The organism is Streptomyces coeruleoprunus (assembly GCF_039542925.1).
Classification (GTDB): Bacteria; Actinomycetota; Actinomycetes; order Streptomycetales; family Streptomycetaceae; genus Streptomyces; species Streptomyces coeruleoprunus.
Window position 1 is genome coordinate 6,908,592 of the sequence record NZ_BAABIT010000001.1, and the last position, 12,615, is coordinate 6,921,206.

A 12,615-nucleotide genomic window follows, 5' to 3' on the forward strand; every position below is an offset into this window, starting at 1 on the left:
GCGTCCGTCACCTGGCCTTCTCGGTACGGGCCTCGAGGCGGCGCACCACGAAGCTGAGCGGAATCGTCACCAGCAGGTAGCACAGGCCGGCGACGAGGATGGGCGTGGAGTTGGCGGTCTGGCTGGCCAGGTCCCGGCCGAACTTCGTCAGCTCCCGTTCCTCCAGGGTGACACCGAGGAACAGCACCAGCGACGAGTCCTTGAACAGCAGCACCAGCTCGTTCGTGAGCGGCGGGATCACGATCCGGAACGCCTGCGGAATGATCACCGACACCATGGCGCGGGCGTGGGAGAAGCCCAGCGAGCGCGCGGCCTCCATCTGCCCCTTGGGCACCGCCTGGATGCCCGCCCGGATCGTCTCCGCCATGTACGCGGCGGCGACCAGACCGAGGCCGAGCGCCACCTTCCCGTACGTACCGCCGGGGATCTCCGTGCCGGGGAAGGCCAGCGGTACCGCGACCCCCACGAAGATGAAGATCAGCAGGGCGGGCAGGCCGCGGAAGAACTCGATGTAGACACTGGCGACCCAGCGGTAGGGCGCCACCGACGACAGCCGCATCAGCGCGATGACGAGCCCCAGCACCAGCCCGAAGACGAACCCGGACAGGGTGTACACCACCGTGTTGCGCAGCGCGGTGGTGATGATCTCCGGGAACAGCCGCTCCGCCAGTTCCTGCTGCGCGAACTGATTCTGCAGCCGGTCCCAGTCGGCCAGCAGGCCGATCGTCACCACCGCGGCGACGAACACCGCGTACTGGATCCCCTGCGAGACGCGCCGCCGCTGGCGCCTGGTCAGCCGTGACGTCACGAGCCGGCCTTGGGCAGCGGGCCGATCCACTCCTCGTAGAGCTTGTTGTACGTGCCGTCGGCCTTCGCGTCCTTGATGGCCTTGTCGATGGCGGCCCGCAGCTTGTCGTTGCCCTTCTTCACCGAGAAGCCGTACTGCTCACCGGTCTCGATGTTCTGGCCGAGGACGAACGCGTCGGCGTTGGCCTTGTCCTTGAGCCAGCCCTGGACGACCGGGTAGTCGATGACGACCGCGTCGACCTGCCCGGTGCGCAGCCCGTTCAGCACCGCGTCGGAGCTCTCGAACGCCACCGGGTCGAAGCCCTGGCTCTTGGCGTAGCTCTCGCCCGTGGTCTCGGCCTGGGCGCCCAGCTTCAGCTTCCGCGCCTTGATGTCGGCGAGGGACTTGGCGCCGCTCTTCTTCGAGGCGAGGAGCGCCTGCGTGGCGTCGAAGTAGGGGATCGAGAAGTCGACGTTCTTCTTGCGCTCGTCCGTGATGGTCATGCCGGCGGCGGCGAGGTCGCACTCGCCGGAGTTGAGGGACGCGCCCGTCTTGAAGTTCTCGAACGGAGTGTCGAGGATCTTCTGTTCGACACCCAGGTCCTTCGCCACCAGGTCGATCAGGGCCACGTCGAACCCGACGATCTTGCCGTCACGCTCGAACTGGAAGGGCGGGTACGGCAGGTGGGTGCACGTGGTCAGCTTGCCCTTCTCCACCACGGGCACGCCGCCCTTGGCCTCGCCCGGCCCGTCGTCGCCGGACCCGCAGCCCGCGGCGAACAGCAGCGCGGCCGACGCGGCGCAGGCGGTGACGACGGTACGCGTACGGGCACGGGGGGCGCGCTTGCCGCCGGCAGTCATCGACACGGTTGACCTCCAAGGGCGCGGGGCGGCCGGGGTGTGGGGGGAGCCGCCGGCCGTGATCGTATGCCACGAACGCCGCCGTGTGGCGGAGATCCGCGTTCGTCTCGTTCCGCGGACACTGGAGGGCCGATCCGTGGTCATGCCTGGTCAGCGCCGGCCGGCGCCCCCCCGCGGGGTCCGCCGCAGGGCCGGTCGCGGGGCACCCCGGCGGACCCGGCCGTGCCCCGTGACCGGCATCCTTGGCACGTGCTTCCGATTCCCGCGCAACCCCAACAGGCCCCCGCCGGCGGCCACATGGTCGTCTGCGGCGACGACGCGCTCGCGCACCGCCTCGCCCACGAACTGCACGACGTGTACCGCGAACGGGTCACGCTCGTCGTCCCCGGCCGCCGGGACACGTCACCGGAGAGGCCGGGCCGCCGGACGGGCCGGGGCGCCTTCGCGCTGTTCGGCCGCGTCTCCGCCGCCATGGCCCGCCCGGGCGGTGGGACGGGCGCGGCAGGCGGCACCGGCACCGGCGCGGGCGCGGACGGGCGCCCGGACCCGGCCGCCGCGGGCGTACGCGGGGGACAGGCCGACGGCACCTCGCGGCCCCGCCGGCCCGTACGGGTCCTGGAGTCGCCCGAGGTCGACGAGGCGACCCTCGTCGACGCCGGCGTCGAGCGCGCGGCCGCGCTGGCGCTCGTCCACGAGGACGACGAGACCAACATCCGTACGGCCCTCCTCGCCCGGCGGCTCAACCCCCGTCTGCGGCTCGTCATCCGCCTCTACAACCGCAAACTGGGCCAGCACCTGGAGGACCTGCTCGACCAGGCCGCCGCCGTGGCCACACCGGACATCGACCCGGACGTCCTGGACGCCTCCACCACCGTGCTCTCGGACGCCGACACGGCGGCGCCCGCGCTGGCCGCCACCGCCGTCGCCGGCACCAGCAAGGTCGTCCAGGCGGACGGGCTGCTGCTGCGCGCCGTGGAGCGCACCCCGCCCCGCCGCGGCGAGGTCGCCGACCCCGGCCTGTGCACCCTGGCGCTGCTCTCGTCCACGGCCGGCGACCCGGCCGGCAGCGAGGGCTCCGACAGCAGCGGCGACCAGGGGCCCCAGCTGCTCCCCGACGACCGTGCCGTAGCCGCCGCCACCGGGCGCGGCACCGTCGCCCTGGAGGCCATCACCTACGCCGGGCCGACGCTCCCCGCCCACCGGCTGCGCGCCGCCTCCGTCCCGTTGGCCTCGCTTTTCTCGCGGCGGCTGCGCTGGTCGCTGGCCGGGGTGCTGGCCGCCGTCGCCGCCATCGCGGTGGCGTCCTGGCTCACCACGGGCGACCACCCGCTGCACGCGGCCCATCTCACCCTCCTCGACATCTTCGCGATGGGGGACCCGGCCGTGGGCGAGCCCCCCGAGCGCCAGCTCCTCCAGATCCTGTCCGGCTTCCTCGGCCTGCTCCTGCTGCCCGTACTGGTCGCCGCGCTCCTCGAAGCGCTCGGCACCTTCCGCTCCGCCACCTCCCTGCGCCGCCCGCCGCGCGGCCTGTCCGGCCACGTCGTCCTCCTCGGTCTCGGCAAGGTCGGCACGCGTGTGCTGGCCCGCCTGCGGGAACTCCACATCCCGGTCGTCTGCGTCGAGTCCGACCCGGAGGCGCGGGGCATCGCCACCGCCCGGCGCCTGCGGGTTCCCGTCGTCCTCGGCGACGTCACCGAGGAAGGCGTGCTGGAGGCGGCCCGCATCCACAGGGCCCACGCCCTGCTCGCCCTCACCAGCGCCGACATCACCAACCTGGAGGCGGTGCTCTACGCCCGCTCCGTGCGGCCCGACCTGAAGGTGGCGCTGCGCCTGTACGACGACGACGTGGCGACCGCCGTCTACCGCACCCTGCGCACGGCGCACCCCGGCGCCGTCACCCGCAGCCGCAGCGTCTCGCACCTGGCGGCCCCCGCCTTCGCCGGGGCCATGATGGGCCGCCAGATCCTGGGCGCCATCCCGGTGGAGCGCCGCGTCCTGCTCTTCGCCGCCGTGGTCGTGGCCGGCCACCCGGAGCTGGAGGGCCGGACGGTCGCCGAGGCGTTCCGCCCGGGCGCCTGGCGGGTGCTCGCCCTGGACGCCACGGCGCCCGACGAACGCCGCCCGGACCTGGCGGCCGCCCGCCCCGAGGACGCCGACCGCCGCACGGGCCTCGTGTGGGACCTGCACCCCGGCTACGTGCTGCGCCCCGAGGACCGGGTCGTGCTCGCAGCCACCCGGCGCGGCCTGGCCGACCTGCTGGGACGCCGCGGCGCGTGAGACGGCCCGGCCCCGGGACGACAACGGGACCCCGCAGTCACTAGGGTGTCGTCGCCCGGCCCAGGTGACGGCCGGTGACGCAGTGGCGCAGGCGGAGAGGTGTGGAGGTACTGCCGTGCTGATGGTGGGGAAGATCCTGCGGTTCGACGAGGTCCGGGGCTATGGCTTCATCGTGCCCCGGGAGGGCGGCGAGGACGTCTTCATGCACGCGAACGACCTGCTGGACGACAAGTACCTGTACCAGGCGGGACGCGAGGTCGAGTTCTACCTGGAGATGGGCGACAAGGGCCCCAAGGCGTCGGAGATCCGCCTCGTCGACCGCCCCGCCCGCCGCTCCCCGTCCGTGCCCGCCCCCGCCTCGCGCCCCGAGCTGGACGCCCACGACGGCGACCTGGAGGACTTGGACGACGACACCCTCGACGTCCTCACCACCGCCCAGTTCCAGCGCGAGCTCACGGAGGTCCTGCTGGACGCGGACGGCACCCTGACCGCCGCCCAGCTCAAGCGCGTCCGCACCCGCGTGACCGAACTGGCCCGCAGCCACGGCTGGGTCGAGGGCTGACCACCCGGGGACGCGCGGTCCGCGCCGCCGCTCCCGGGGCAGCCGTCCGGCCCACGTCCGCAGGCGGGGTGTGGGGGACGGGCATAGCCTGGACGGGACGGACGGAGGTGGTGTCATGGCGCACCGGGACGAGCACGCCGACCGGCGACCGGGTACGGCGCAGGCCGGGGCGGGCGGCGACGAGCGTGCCGCTGCGGGCGATCCGGAGCCGGAGCGCCTCGCGGACTCGGCCGTACGGGACCTGTTCGCGGACCGGGCGCCGCTCGGGCTCGTCCGGCTCTTCGAGCCCGTCGTACCGCTGGTGCTGGACGGTGAGCCCGTCGAGGACGAGGAACGCATGCACGCCGACCTCGCCGGGCCGCTGCACCTGACCCGGCTCGGGCAGGGCGACGACGTGGTGCTCGCCGCGTTCACCGACCGCGAGGCGATGATCGCGGAGGCCCGTCGCCAGTACGCCGGCGGGGCGACAGAACCGCAGGACGTGAAGCCCAAGCGGTCCATGGAGCACATCTGCACGTCCAACCCCTCCACCCTGCCGGCGGAGGTCTGCTTCTTCGAGGACGCCGGCGAGCAGGGCGACGTGAAGTGCCTCGGCCCGATGCTGGGCTACCGGAACCTCAGCCGCGTGCGCAGGGGCTTTCTGGGGACGCAGAACTGGAACGACGTGATCTCGTCGCTCAGCTGGTGCCGCTTCGACGTCTCGCTGTTCGACGCCTTCGACTGGCAGGGCAACGAGTTCTTCGCGCCCAAGGGCTGCAACACCCCGGACCTGAACCGCTTCGGCTGGGGGGACCGGGCCGCGTCGGTCGTGAACTGGGGCACGTAGGCCGCACCGGGACCGGTCCGGGGCGTCCGCCCCGGACCGGTCCGCCGGTCTCCGCCGGGCCGTGGCTACACCGGCCCGGCCCCCGTCGCCCCCGTGGCTCTCCCGGTTCGCACCGCCGACACCAGGCGCAGCAGCCGGGCCTCATTGCCCGTCAGACCGGCGCGGCGCAGCGCCTCGTCGGCCTCGGCCATCGGCGAGGACAGGTACGCCCCCGCCATGGGGGCGAGCCCCGGGTCCGTGAGCACCGCCTGCGCGGTCTCCACCAGCCGGATGTAGGCCTGGGCGGCGGCGCGCTCCTGCGTCGTGAGGGTCGTGGTCATCTCTCGCTCCCTGTGGACGGATCGCATGACCCCACTCTCGCGCAAGCCACTGACAGTCAGCCCGCGTCGCGTCCGCGCACGTACTCCAACAGCCGCTCCAGGAAGACCCGCTGACCCTTCACCAGCCGCGGCTCCGCCTCCTGCGGCGTGCACCAAGCGACCCGGTCCACCTCCGGGAACTCCCGGCTCACCCCCGATCCGCGCGGCCATTCCATGCTGAACGTGCCGGGCACCACCAGCGCGGGATCCAGGTCCCCCTCGACCGCCCACACGGTCACGATCTTCCCGTTGGGCTGGCGCGCCTCGCCCAGCGGCACCGGTTCCCCGTTCGGCGCCGGCAGGCCCAGCTCCTCCGTGAACTCACGGCGGGCCGCCGCCTCCGGCGTCTCGTCCGCCTCGTACTCACCCTTCGGCACCGACCACGCGCCCTCGTCCCGCGCCGCCCAGAACGGCCCGCCCATGTGCGCGATCAGCACCTCCAGACGTCCGCCCGAGGTACGGAACAGCAACAGGCCCGCGCTTCGCTTCACCGTCATACCGTCAAGTCTGCCCCGCGCCACTACCTTCGTCCGGTATGCGACAGGACCCGGCCGAAAGCCCCGACTTCCCCGCCCGCCGAGCGCCCGGCGCGCACACCGTCGCCGTCCTGGACGAGCGCGTCACGCACTGCCGCGCGTGCCCCCGCCTGGTCGCCTGGCGCGAACAGGTCGCCCGCGAGGGCCGCCGCGCCTACGCGGGCTGGGACTACTGGGCGCGCCCCGTCCCCGGGTTCGGCCCCGACGACGCCGCCCTGCTGGTCGTCGGCCTCGCCCCCGCCGCGCACGGCGGCAACCGCACGGGGAGGATGTTCACCGGAGACCGCTCCGGCGACGTCCTGTACGCCGCGCTGCACCGCGCCGGCCTCGCCAGCCAGGCCGAGGCCTCCGCCCGCGACGACGGCCTGACCCTGTACGGCGTCCGCGTCACCGCGCCCGTCCACTGCGCGCCGCCCGCCAACCGCCCCACGCCCGGCGAACGCGACACCTGCCGCCCCTGGCTCGCCCGCGAACTGGCGTTGCTGCGGCCGACCGTGCGCGCCGTCGTCGCGCTGGGCGCGTTCGGCTGGCAGGCCCTGCTTCCGGCGGTCGCCGCGGCCGGCTGGGCCGTGCCCCGGCCCCGGCCCGTGTTCGGGCACGGTGCCAGGGTCACCCTGGCCGCCACGGACGGCGGGCCGCCGCTCGAACTGTTCGGCTGCTACCACGTCAGCCAGCGCAATACGTTCACGGGGCTGCTCACCCCCGCGATGCTCACGGAGGTCCTCACCACCGCAGCCCGCACGGCCGGCCTGCCCGTGCGGGACGACACCGGGAGCGGCCCGCACCGGAGATGACGCATCCCGCCGCCCGCGGCTCAGGCCACCGCTATCCGTACCGGCCCGCCGTCCGGGTCCACGCGGGCGGGCCAGGCGGCCGGGCCCGGCAGGCGCACCGAGCGGGCCGGGTGGGCCGTACGCCACGAGCGGTGGCGGTACAGGAGGCGGCCGTCCTGGCGCACCTCCAGGGACGGGCGCGTCAGCCGCTCGCCCGCCCGCACCAGCAGGGGCGCCGTGTCGTCGGCGCCGAGCGGGAGGGCCACCCGGTTCGGGGCGACCCAGCGCAGCGGTGCCTCGACCGTCACCGGGACCGGGTCGTGCGGCCAGGGCCCGCCCGCCAGATACCGGAGCACCGCATCGGCCGCGGACCGGCCCTCGGCGGAGGCCCGGTCCGCGCTCTCCACGCCCCGCAGGACGTCGCCGACCGCGAACACGCCCGTCCCGGACGTGTGGAACGCCGTGTCCACGGCGGGGCCGCGCGTGCCGGGGTCGATCACCACGCCGCCGTACCGGGCCAGTTCGTGCTCGGGGATCCAGCCACCGGTGAACACCACCGTGTCGCACGCGACCGTCGTCGTCCGCCCGTCGGCCCGCCGCAGCCGTACGCCCGAAAGGCGCCCGCGCCCCAGCAGTTCCGTGACGGACGTGCCGCCCAGCACGGGCACGGGCGCGGAGGCCGGCGTGTGCGCGGGGCCGAACGCGCCGGGCCGGTGCCACGGCTCCTCGCTGACCAGCGCCGCCACGTCGACACCGGCCCGGAGCAGGGTACGTGCCGTGTGGTGGGCGGCCGGCTCGGCGCCGACGACCACGGCGCGCGTGCCCACCCGCTCCCCGTACAGCCGTACGGCCCGCAGCAGTTCCCCGCCCGTCAGCACGCCCTCCGGCCGGGTGCCCGGCACGAGGCGCGCCGCACGGGGCCGTTCCCGCGCGCCCGTCGCCAGCACCACGGCCCGTGCGGTGATGCGCTCCAGGCCCGCCGGGCTGGTCGTGTCGAGCGTCAGCGGCCCGGCCCAGCCGGTCGCCGAGACGCCCGTGCGCACCGCGGCGCCCGCGTCCTCCGCCGCGTCCGCGCGCCGCAGCGCGTACACGGGACCGGACACCGGCCGCCGCAGCTCCCGCAGACCGAACCCGGTGTGGTCGCACAGCCGCGGCACACCGCCCGGCGTCCGCTCCCGCTCCAGCACCTCCACCGCGCCGGCGCCCGCTGCCGCGAGCCGCGCCGCGGCCGCCAGGCCCGCCGGTCCCGCACCCACCACCAGAACGTCCACGGCTCGTTCCGTACGCCGTGCGCTCACCCGGCCGCCCCCTTGGCCTCGTCGAACAGGGCCCGGACCGCCGGGCCGCAGAAGAACCCCTGACACCGTCCGGCCCGGGCGCGCGTACGCCGCCGCAGGCCGTCGGGCGAAGCGGGCGGCACAGGTCCTGCCAGGGCGTCACGGATCTCTCCGCGCGTCACCCGCTCGCAGTGACAGACGATCTCTCCGTACACCGGGTTGCCCGCGATCAGCCGCGCGTTTTCGTACGGGCGTTCCGACGCCTCGCCGAGCCGGGGCAGGGCCGGCGGGGGCAGCTCGCGCGGTGGGCCCGTCTCCAGGCCGGCCTCGCCCAGGAGTTCCGCGACGTGCGCGGCGATGGCCATGGACGCGGTCAGCCCCGTCGAGCGGATGCCGCCCACGGTGACGTACCGCTCCCCGGGGTGGGAGGTGATCCGGTAGTCGTCCTGACCGGTCGCGGCGCGCAGTCCCGCGTACACGGCGGTGACCTCCTCGTCGAGGAGGTCCGGCAGCACCCGGCGGCCCTGCTCGCGCAGGAACGCCAGTCCCGCCTCCGTCGACCCGGTCGCCGTACGGGCGTCGACGTCCAGGTCCTCGGCGGTGGGCCCGAGCAGCACGTTGCCGTACACGGTGGGGGAGACCAGGACCCCCTTGCCCAGGGCGGTGGGGACCGGCAGCAGGATGTGCCGGACGAGGCCGCGCGCGAGCCGGTCGAACACGATGAGCTGGCCGCGCCGGGGCGTCACCGTGAAGTCGTCGTGGCCCATGTGCCGGTCGAGGGTGTCGGCGTGCAGGCCGGCGGCGTTCACCAGGAAGCGGGTGGACAGCGTGCCGCGGCCGGTGGCGAGCCGGTGGTGCGGCACACCGGCGGACACGTCCTCGACCCGGCAGTTCAGATGCAGGTCCGCCCCCGCGAGGACGGCCTGCGTCGCGTACGCGAGGGTCGTCGTCCACGGGCAGACGACGCTCTCGCCGGGCACGTCCAGCGCGCCGAGCGCTCCCGGCCCGAGGTGCGGCTCGCGGGCCCGCAGTTCGTCGGCGCCGATGATCCCGGTCTCGTGGTGGCCGTTGCGGGCGGCCTTCGCCGCGAGGGCCGGCAGGGCGGCCAGTTGCTCTTCGTCCCAGGCGACGAGCAGTGCGCCCAGCGGCTCGACCGGAATGCCCGTCTCGGCGGCGTAGGCGGCGAGCCGCCGCTGCCCGTCCCGTACCAGACGCGCCTCCAGGGAGCCCGGGACGGCGTCGAAACCGGTGTGCAGGATCGCCGTGTTGCCCTTCGACGTGCCCTCGCCGACATCGGCCGCCGCGTCCACCAGGGCGACGCGCAGCGCGGGGAACCGCGCCAGTTCGCGGGCGACGGCGCAGCCCACGACCCCCGCCCCGACGACGACCACGTCGTACGCCTCCGTCGGCACCGCCCCCGCCGAGGTGACGGTCACGCCGTGCGCCCCCGCCCCGTCGGGTCGCTGTCGGGCAGCGCCGCGCCGTGGTCGCCCGGCGCGGCGCTGCCCGCGGGCGGTGGGGCGTCGAGGAGAGCGGCCACCGCCGTACGGAAGGCGCCCAGGCGCTCCGCCGCCTCCGCCGGGGTGATGCGCGGTTCGTACACCGCGGCCGGCTTCCACGCGGGTATCGCCTCGTCGAGCCGCAGGCCCGGCTCGTGGCCCAGGCGGGCCAGCGCCGCCACGCCGAGCGCCGTGACGTCGGGCAGCGCCGAGACCTCCACGGGCCGTTGCAGCAGGTCGGCCTGGGTCTGCATGAGCAGCGCCGAGCGGGTGAGCCCGCCGTCGACGCGCAGCGCGTCCAGCGGGGCGCCCAGGTCGGCGGCGGCCGCGCCCGCGAGCTCGGCCACCTGGGCGGCGATGCCCTCGCACAGCGCCCGCACCAGGTGGCCCGGGCCCGTGTCGAGGCCGAGTCCGGTCAGTGAACCCCGCACGTCGCCGCGCCACCACGGGGCCGCCAGCCCGGCGAGGGCCGGGATGAAGGTGACGCCACCGGTGTCCGGCACGGCGGAGCCCACCCGGTCGAGGTCGGCGGCGCCCGCGACGACGCCCAGGCCGGTCAGCCACCGCACGGCCGAGGCCGCCGTGTAGACCTGGCCGTCCAGGCAGTAGCTGGTCCGTCCGGAGAGCCGCCAGGCCACACAGCTCACGAGGCCCGAACCGCCGCGCAGGGGGCGGCCGCCCGTCTGGGCGAGCAGGAACGCCCCGGTGCCGTAGGTGCATTTGGCGGAGCCCGGCGCGGTGACGTCCTGGGCGAGCAGGGCCGCCTGCTGGTCGACGAGCAGCCCGGTGAGGGGCAGTTCGGGGCCGAAGGCGGTCGTGGTGCCCACGGGACCAGCCGCGTCGACGACCTCGGGCAGTCGCTCGCCGGCCAGCCCGAAGAGCTCCAGCGCGGCCGGCGACCAGGCGACCTCGTCCAGATCGAGGAGCTGCGTGCGCCCGGCGGTCGCCGCGTCGGTGACGAACGCGCCCGTCAGCCGGTGCGCGAGCCAGGCGTCGCTCGTCGTCACGACGCCCTCGCGGGTCAGATGGCGCCGTATCCAGGCCATCTTGGGCGCGGCGAAGTACGGGTCCAGGGGCAGCCCGGTGATCGCCCGTAACGTCTCGGCGTGCGGGGCGAGTCCGGCGCACAGCTCCTCGGCGCGCCGGTCCTGCCAGACGACGGCGTCGGTGAGCGGCGTGCCGGTGGCGGGGTCCCAGGCGAGCACGGTCTCGCCCTGGTTGGCGAGGCCCACCGCCGCGACCGGTTCGCCGGCGTCGGCCAGGGCGCGCCGCCCGGCCCCGACGACCGAGGACAGCAGCTCCCGCGGGTCGACCTCCACGCGCCCGCCGGGGAGGTGGCGGGGGTGCACGGGGGCCGTACCGGAGCCGATCACGCCGCGCTCCGGGCAGACGACGAGGGCTTTGGTTCCCGATGTGCCCTGGTCGACGGCGAGGACGGGCCTCGCCGTCCGCCGTGCCGGACGCGCTGTCATGGGCCGCTCCCGTCGGGTCGGAGAACCTTGATCACCAGTGCGAAGACTGGTCCAGTCCGCACACGTCCGTCAAGGACAGGACGCACGGACGTCGCCCGGCGCCAGGAAGCTGATGAATGGTCAACTTCCTGATGTGGCTGAATGGTTGCGGATGATTACGGACTTCTTCGAAACTCGACCGTAAGTGTTCGACGCGTCCTATAGTGATCGCCGATCAACGCCACGTAACCGGGATGTCGTGAGCGTGGCGCAGCCACCCCCCAGCTCAGAGGACGCATGACCACCACACCACCACCGGCCCGTCCGGCCTGCCCTCCGAACGGAACGGGGTGATGTCCGGCCAGGGATTCCGGCCCGTGTACCACCCCGCGGGGCACGACGCCGCCCTGCGCGGCGCCGTGCAGGACCTGCGCACCGGCCGCTGGCTCGCGATGGCCGAACTGCTCGCCGACACCACCGGCTGGCCGCTGTGGACCCAGCGCACCCAGGTCCTCGCGGCCGTCGCCGCCGGCTCGGACGTCGTCCGGGCGTGGCGCGAGGAGCAGCCGCACAGCGCCGCCGCGACCGTGATGCACGCCCGCGTCGCCGTGGAGCGGGCCGTACGCGCCCACCGGGAACGCCACACCCGTACCCCGGAACTGTGGCAGGCGGCCTGGGAGGCCTGCGACTACGCCGCACGCGTCGCCCCCGCCGACCCGGTGCCCTGGGTCTGCCTGCTCGCCCTCGCGGCGCTCGACGGACAGCAGCGCCTCGACCAGCACCGGGAGCGGCCGCCCGGACCCATGCTGCCGCCGGGACCGTGGGGCCTGCTCGCCGAGGCCGACAAGCGCGACCCGCACAACCGCGAGGCGTACCACCGGATGCTGCAGTTCCTGTACGTGCGCAGGCCCGGCCGGAACTCCGGGACGCTCGCCGAGGCGGTGAACTTCGTCCAGTGGGCGGCGGGTTCGGCCCCGCCCGGCTCCCCGCTGCACGTCCTGCCGCTGTACGCCCGGGTCGAGCGCTACCGGCGCGAACAGGGCCAGGACCGGGCGCTGGACCTGCACTGGGTCGCCGAGGACGCGGCCCGGGACGCGGACCGGGCCCTGCGCGCCTGGTTCGACCACACCGCCCCCGAGGTGGCGTCGCTGCTCGACCTGAACCACCTCGCCCACGCCCTGTGGGGCGCCCTCAGGTTCGCCGATGCCGGCCAGGTGTTCCGCGCCCTGGGCCCGTACTACACGCCGCAGCCCTGGGCCTACCGCACCCGCGACCCGGGCGACCACGCCCTGGCCGAGGAGGTCTTCGCCCGCGCCCGCCAACGCTGCCTGGCCGCGACGCCCGGCGGACGCTGAGTCCGCACGGCCCGCCGCGGTCCACCACCCCCGTCCCCGCCCCCCCGATCCCC

12 protein-coding genes are annotated in these 12,615 nt (G+C 75.1%); 5 read left to right on the forward strand and 7 right to left on the reverse strand.

Going from position 1 to position 12,615, the window contains the following annotated elements; all coding sequences use genetic code 11:
• Positions 1–7: 7 nt before the first annotated feature.
• Positions 8–838: an amino acid ABC transporter permease gene (locus tag ABEB09_RS30970; protein WP_380840994.1), complete on the reverse strand. Its 831-nt coding sequence runs from the start codon at positions 836–838 to the stop codon at positions 8–10.
• Entirely contained in the window at positions 805–1,647 is an 843-nt protein-coding gene (locus ABEB09_RS30975; RefSeq protein WP_345694143.1) for an ABC transporter substrate-binding protein, read from the reverse strand. Before ABEB09_RS30975 ends, ABEB09_RS30970 begins: the two co-directional genes overlap by 34 nt.
• 297 nt (positions 1,648–1,944) lie before the next feature.
• Here ABEB09_RS30975 and ABEB09_RS30980 point away from each other — a divergent pair, with 297 nt between their 5' ends.
• The 3 genes from ABEB09_RS30980 to ABEB09_RS30990 all read left to right on the forward strand — a co-directional run bounded on the left by ABEB09_RS30980 (position 1,945) and on the right by ABEB09_RS30990 (position 5,312).
• Positions 1,945–3,924: a potassium channel family protein gene (locus ABEB09_RS30980; RefSeq protein ID WP_345694144.1), complete on the forward strand. Its 1,980-nt coding sequence runs from the start codon at positions 1,945–1,947 to the stop codon at positions 3,922–3,924.
• Positions 3,925–4,039: 115 nt separating this feature from the next.
• Complete coding sequence (locus tag ABEB09_RS30985; RefSeq protein WP_345693221.1) at positions 4,040–4,486, forward strand: cold shock domain-containing protein; 447 nt, start codon at positions 4,040–4,042, stop codon at positions 4,484–4,486.
• A 115-nt stretch (positions 4,487–4,601) separates the two neighbouring features.
• Positions 4,602–5,312, forward strand: a complete 711-nt coding sequence (locus ABEB09_RS30990; protein ID WP_345693222.1) for a hypothetical protein — start codon at positions 4,602–4,604, stop codon at positions 5,310–5,312.
• A gap of 65 nt (positions 5,313–5,377) precedes the next feature.
• Here ABEB09_RS30990 and ABEB09_RS30995 read toward each other — a convergent pair whose 3' ends face one another.
• Together ABEB09_RS30995 and ABEB09_RS31000 are read right to left on the reverse strand one after the other, a co-directional pair.
• Complete coding sequence (locus ABEB09_RS30995) at positions 5,378–5,632, reverse strand: hypothetical protein (RefSeq protein ID WP_345693223.1); 255 nt, start codon at positions 5,630–5,632, stop codon at positions 5,378–5,380.
• Positions 5,633–5,688: 56 nt separating this feature from the next.
• On the reverse strand, positions 5,689–6,168 hold the full coding sequence (locus tag ABEB09_RS31000) for an NUDIX hydrolase (RefSeq protein ID WP_345693224.1): 480 nt from the start codon (positions 6,166–6,168) through the stop codon (positions 5,689–5,691).
• Positions 6,169–6,206: 38 nt separating this feature from the next.
• Between ABEB09_RS31000 and ABEB09_RS31005 the strand changes: the two genes are divergently transcribed.
• Positions 6,207–7,001 carry a uracil-DNA glycosylase gene (locus ABEB09_RS31005; RefSeq protein WP_345693225.1) on the forward strand — a complete coding sequence of 265 codons (795 nt, stop codon included), beginning with the start codon at positions 6,207–6,209 and terminating at the stop codon, positions 6,999–7,001.
• A gap of 20 nt (positions 7,002–7,021) precedes the next feature.
• Here the strand turns inward: ABEB09_RS31005 and ABEB09_RS31010 are convergent, their stop codons facing one another.
• Genes ABEB09_RS31010 through ABEB09_RS31020 form a run of 3 tightly spaced genes read right to left on the reverse strand, consistent with a single transcriptional unit; the run spans position 7,022 to position 11,228 of the window.
• The gene (locus tag ABEB09_RS31010; protein ID WP_345693226.1) at positions 7,022–8,251 is read right to left on the reverse strand and encodes an NAD(P)/FAD-dependent oxidoreductase; all 1,230 of its coding nucleotides are present in this window, start codon (positions 8,249–8,251) and stop codon (positions 7,022–7,024) included.
• 23 nt (positions 8,252–8,274) lie between these two features.
• Complete coding sequence (locus ABEB09_RS31015) at positions 8,275–9,693, reverse strand: FAD-dependent oxidoreductase (RefSeq protein WP_345693227.1); 1,419 nt, start codon at positions 9,691–9,693, stop codon at positions 8,275–8,277.
• The gene (locus tag ABEB09_RS31020; protein WP_345693228.1) at positions 9,690–11,228 is read right to left on the reverse strand and encodes an FGGY family carbohydrate kinase; all 1,539 of its coding nucleotides are present in this window, start codon (positions 11,226–11,228) and stop codon (positions 9,690–9,692) included. The genes ABEB09_RS31015 and ABEB09_RS31020 overlap by 4 nt, the downstream gene beginning before the upstream one ends.
• Positions 11,229–11,560: 332 nt before the next feature.
• On the opposite strand from ABEB09_RS31020, the gene ABEB09_RS31025 reads away from it, so the two are divergent.
• A complete protein-coding gene (locus ABEB09_RS31025; RefSeq protein ID WP_345693229.1) occupies positions 11,561–12,562 on the forward strand; it encodes a hypothetical protein in 1,002 nt (333 codons plus the stop codon).
• Positions 12,563–12,615 lie beyond the last annotated feature (53 nt).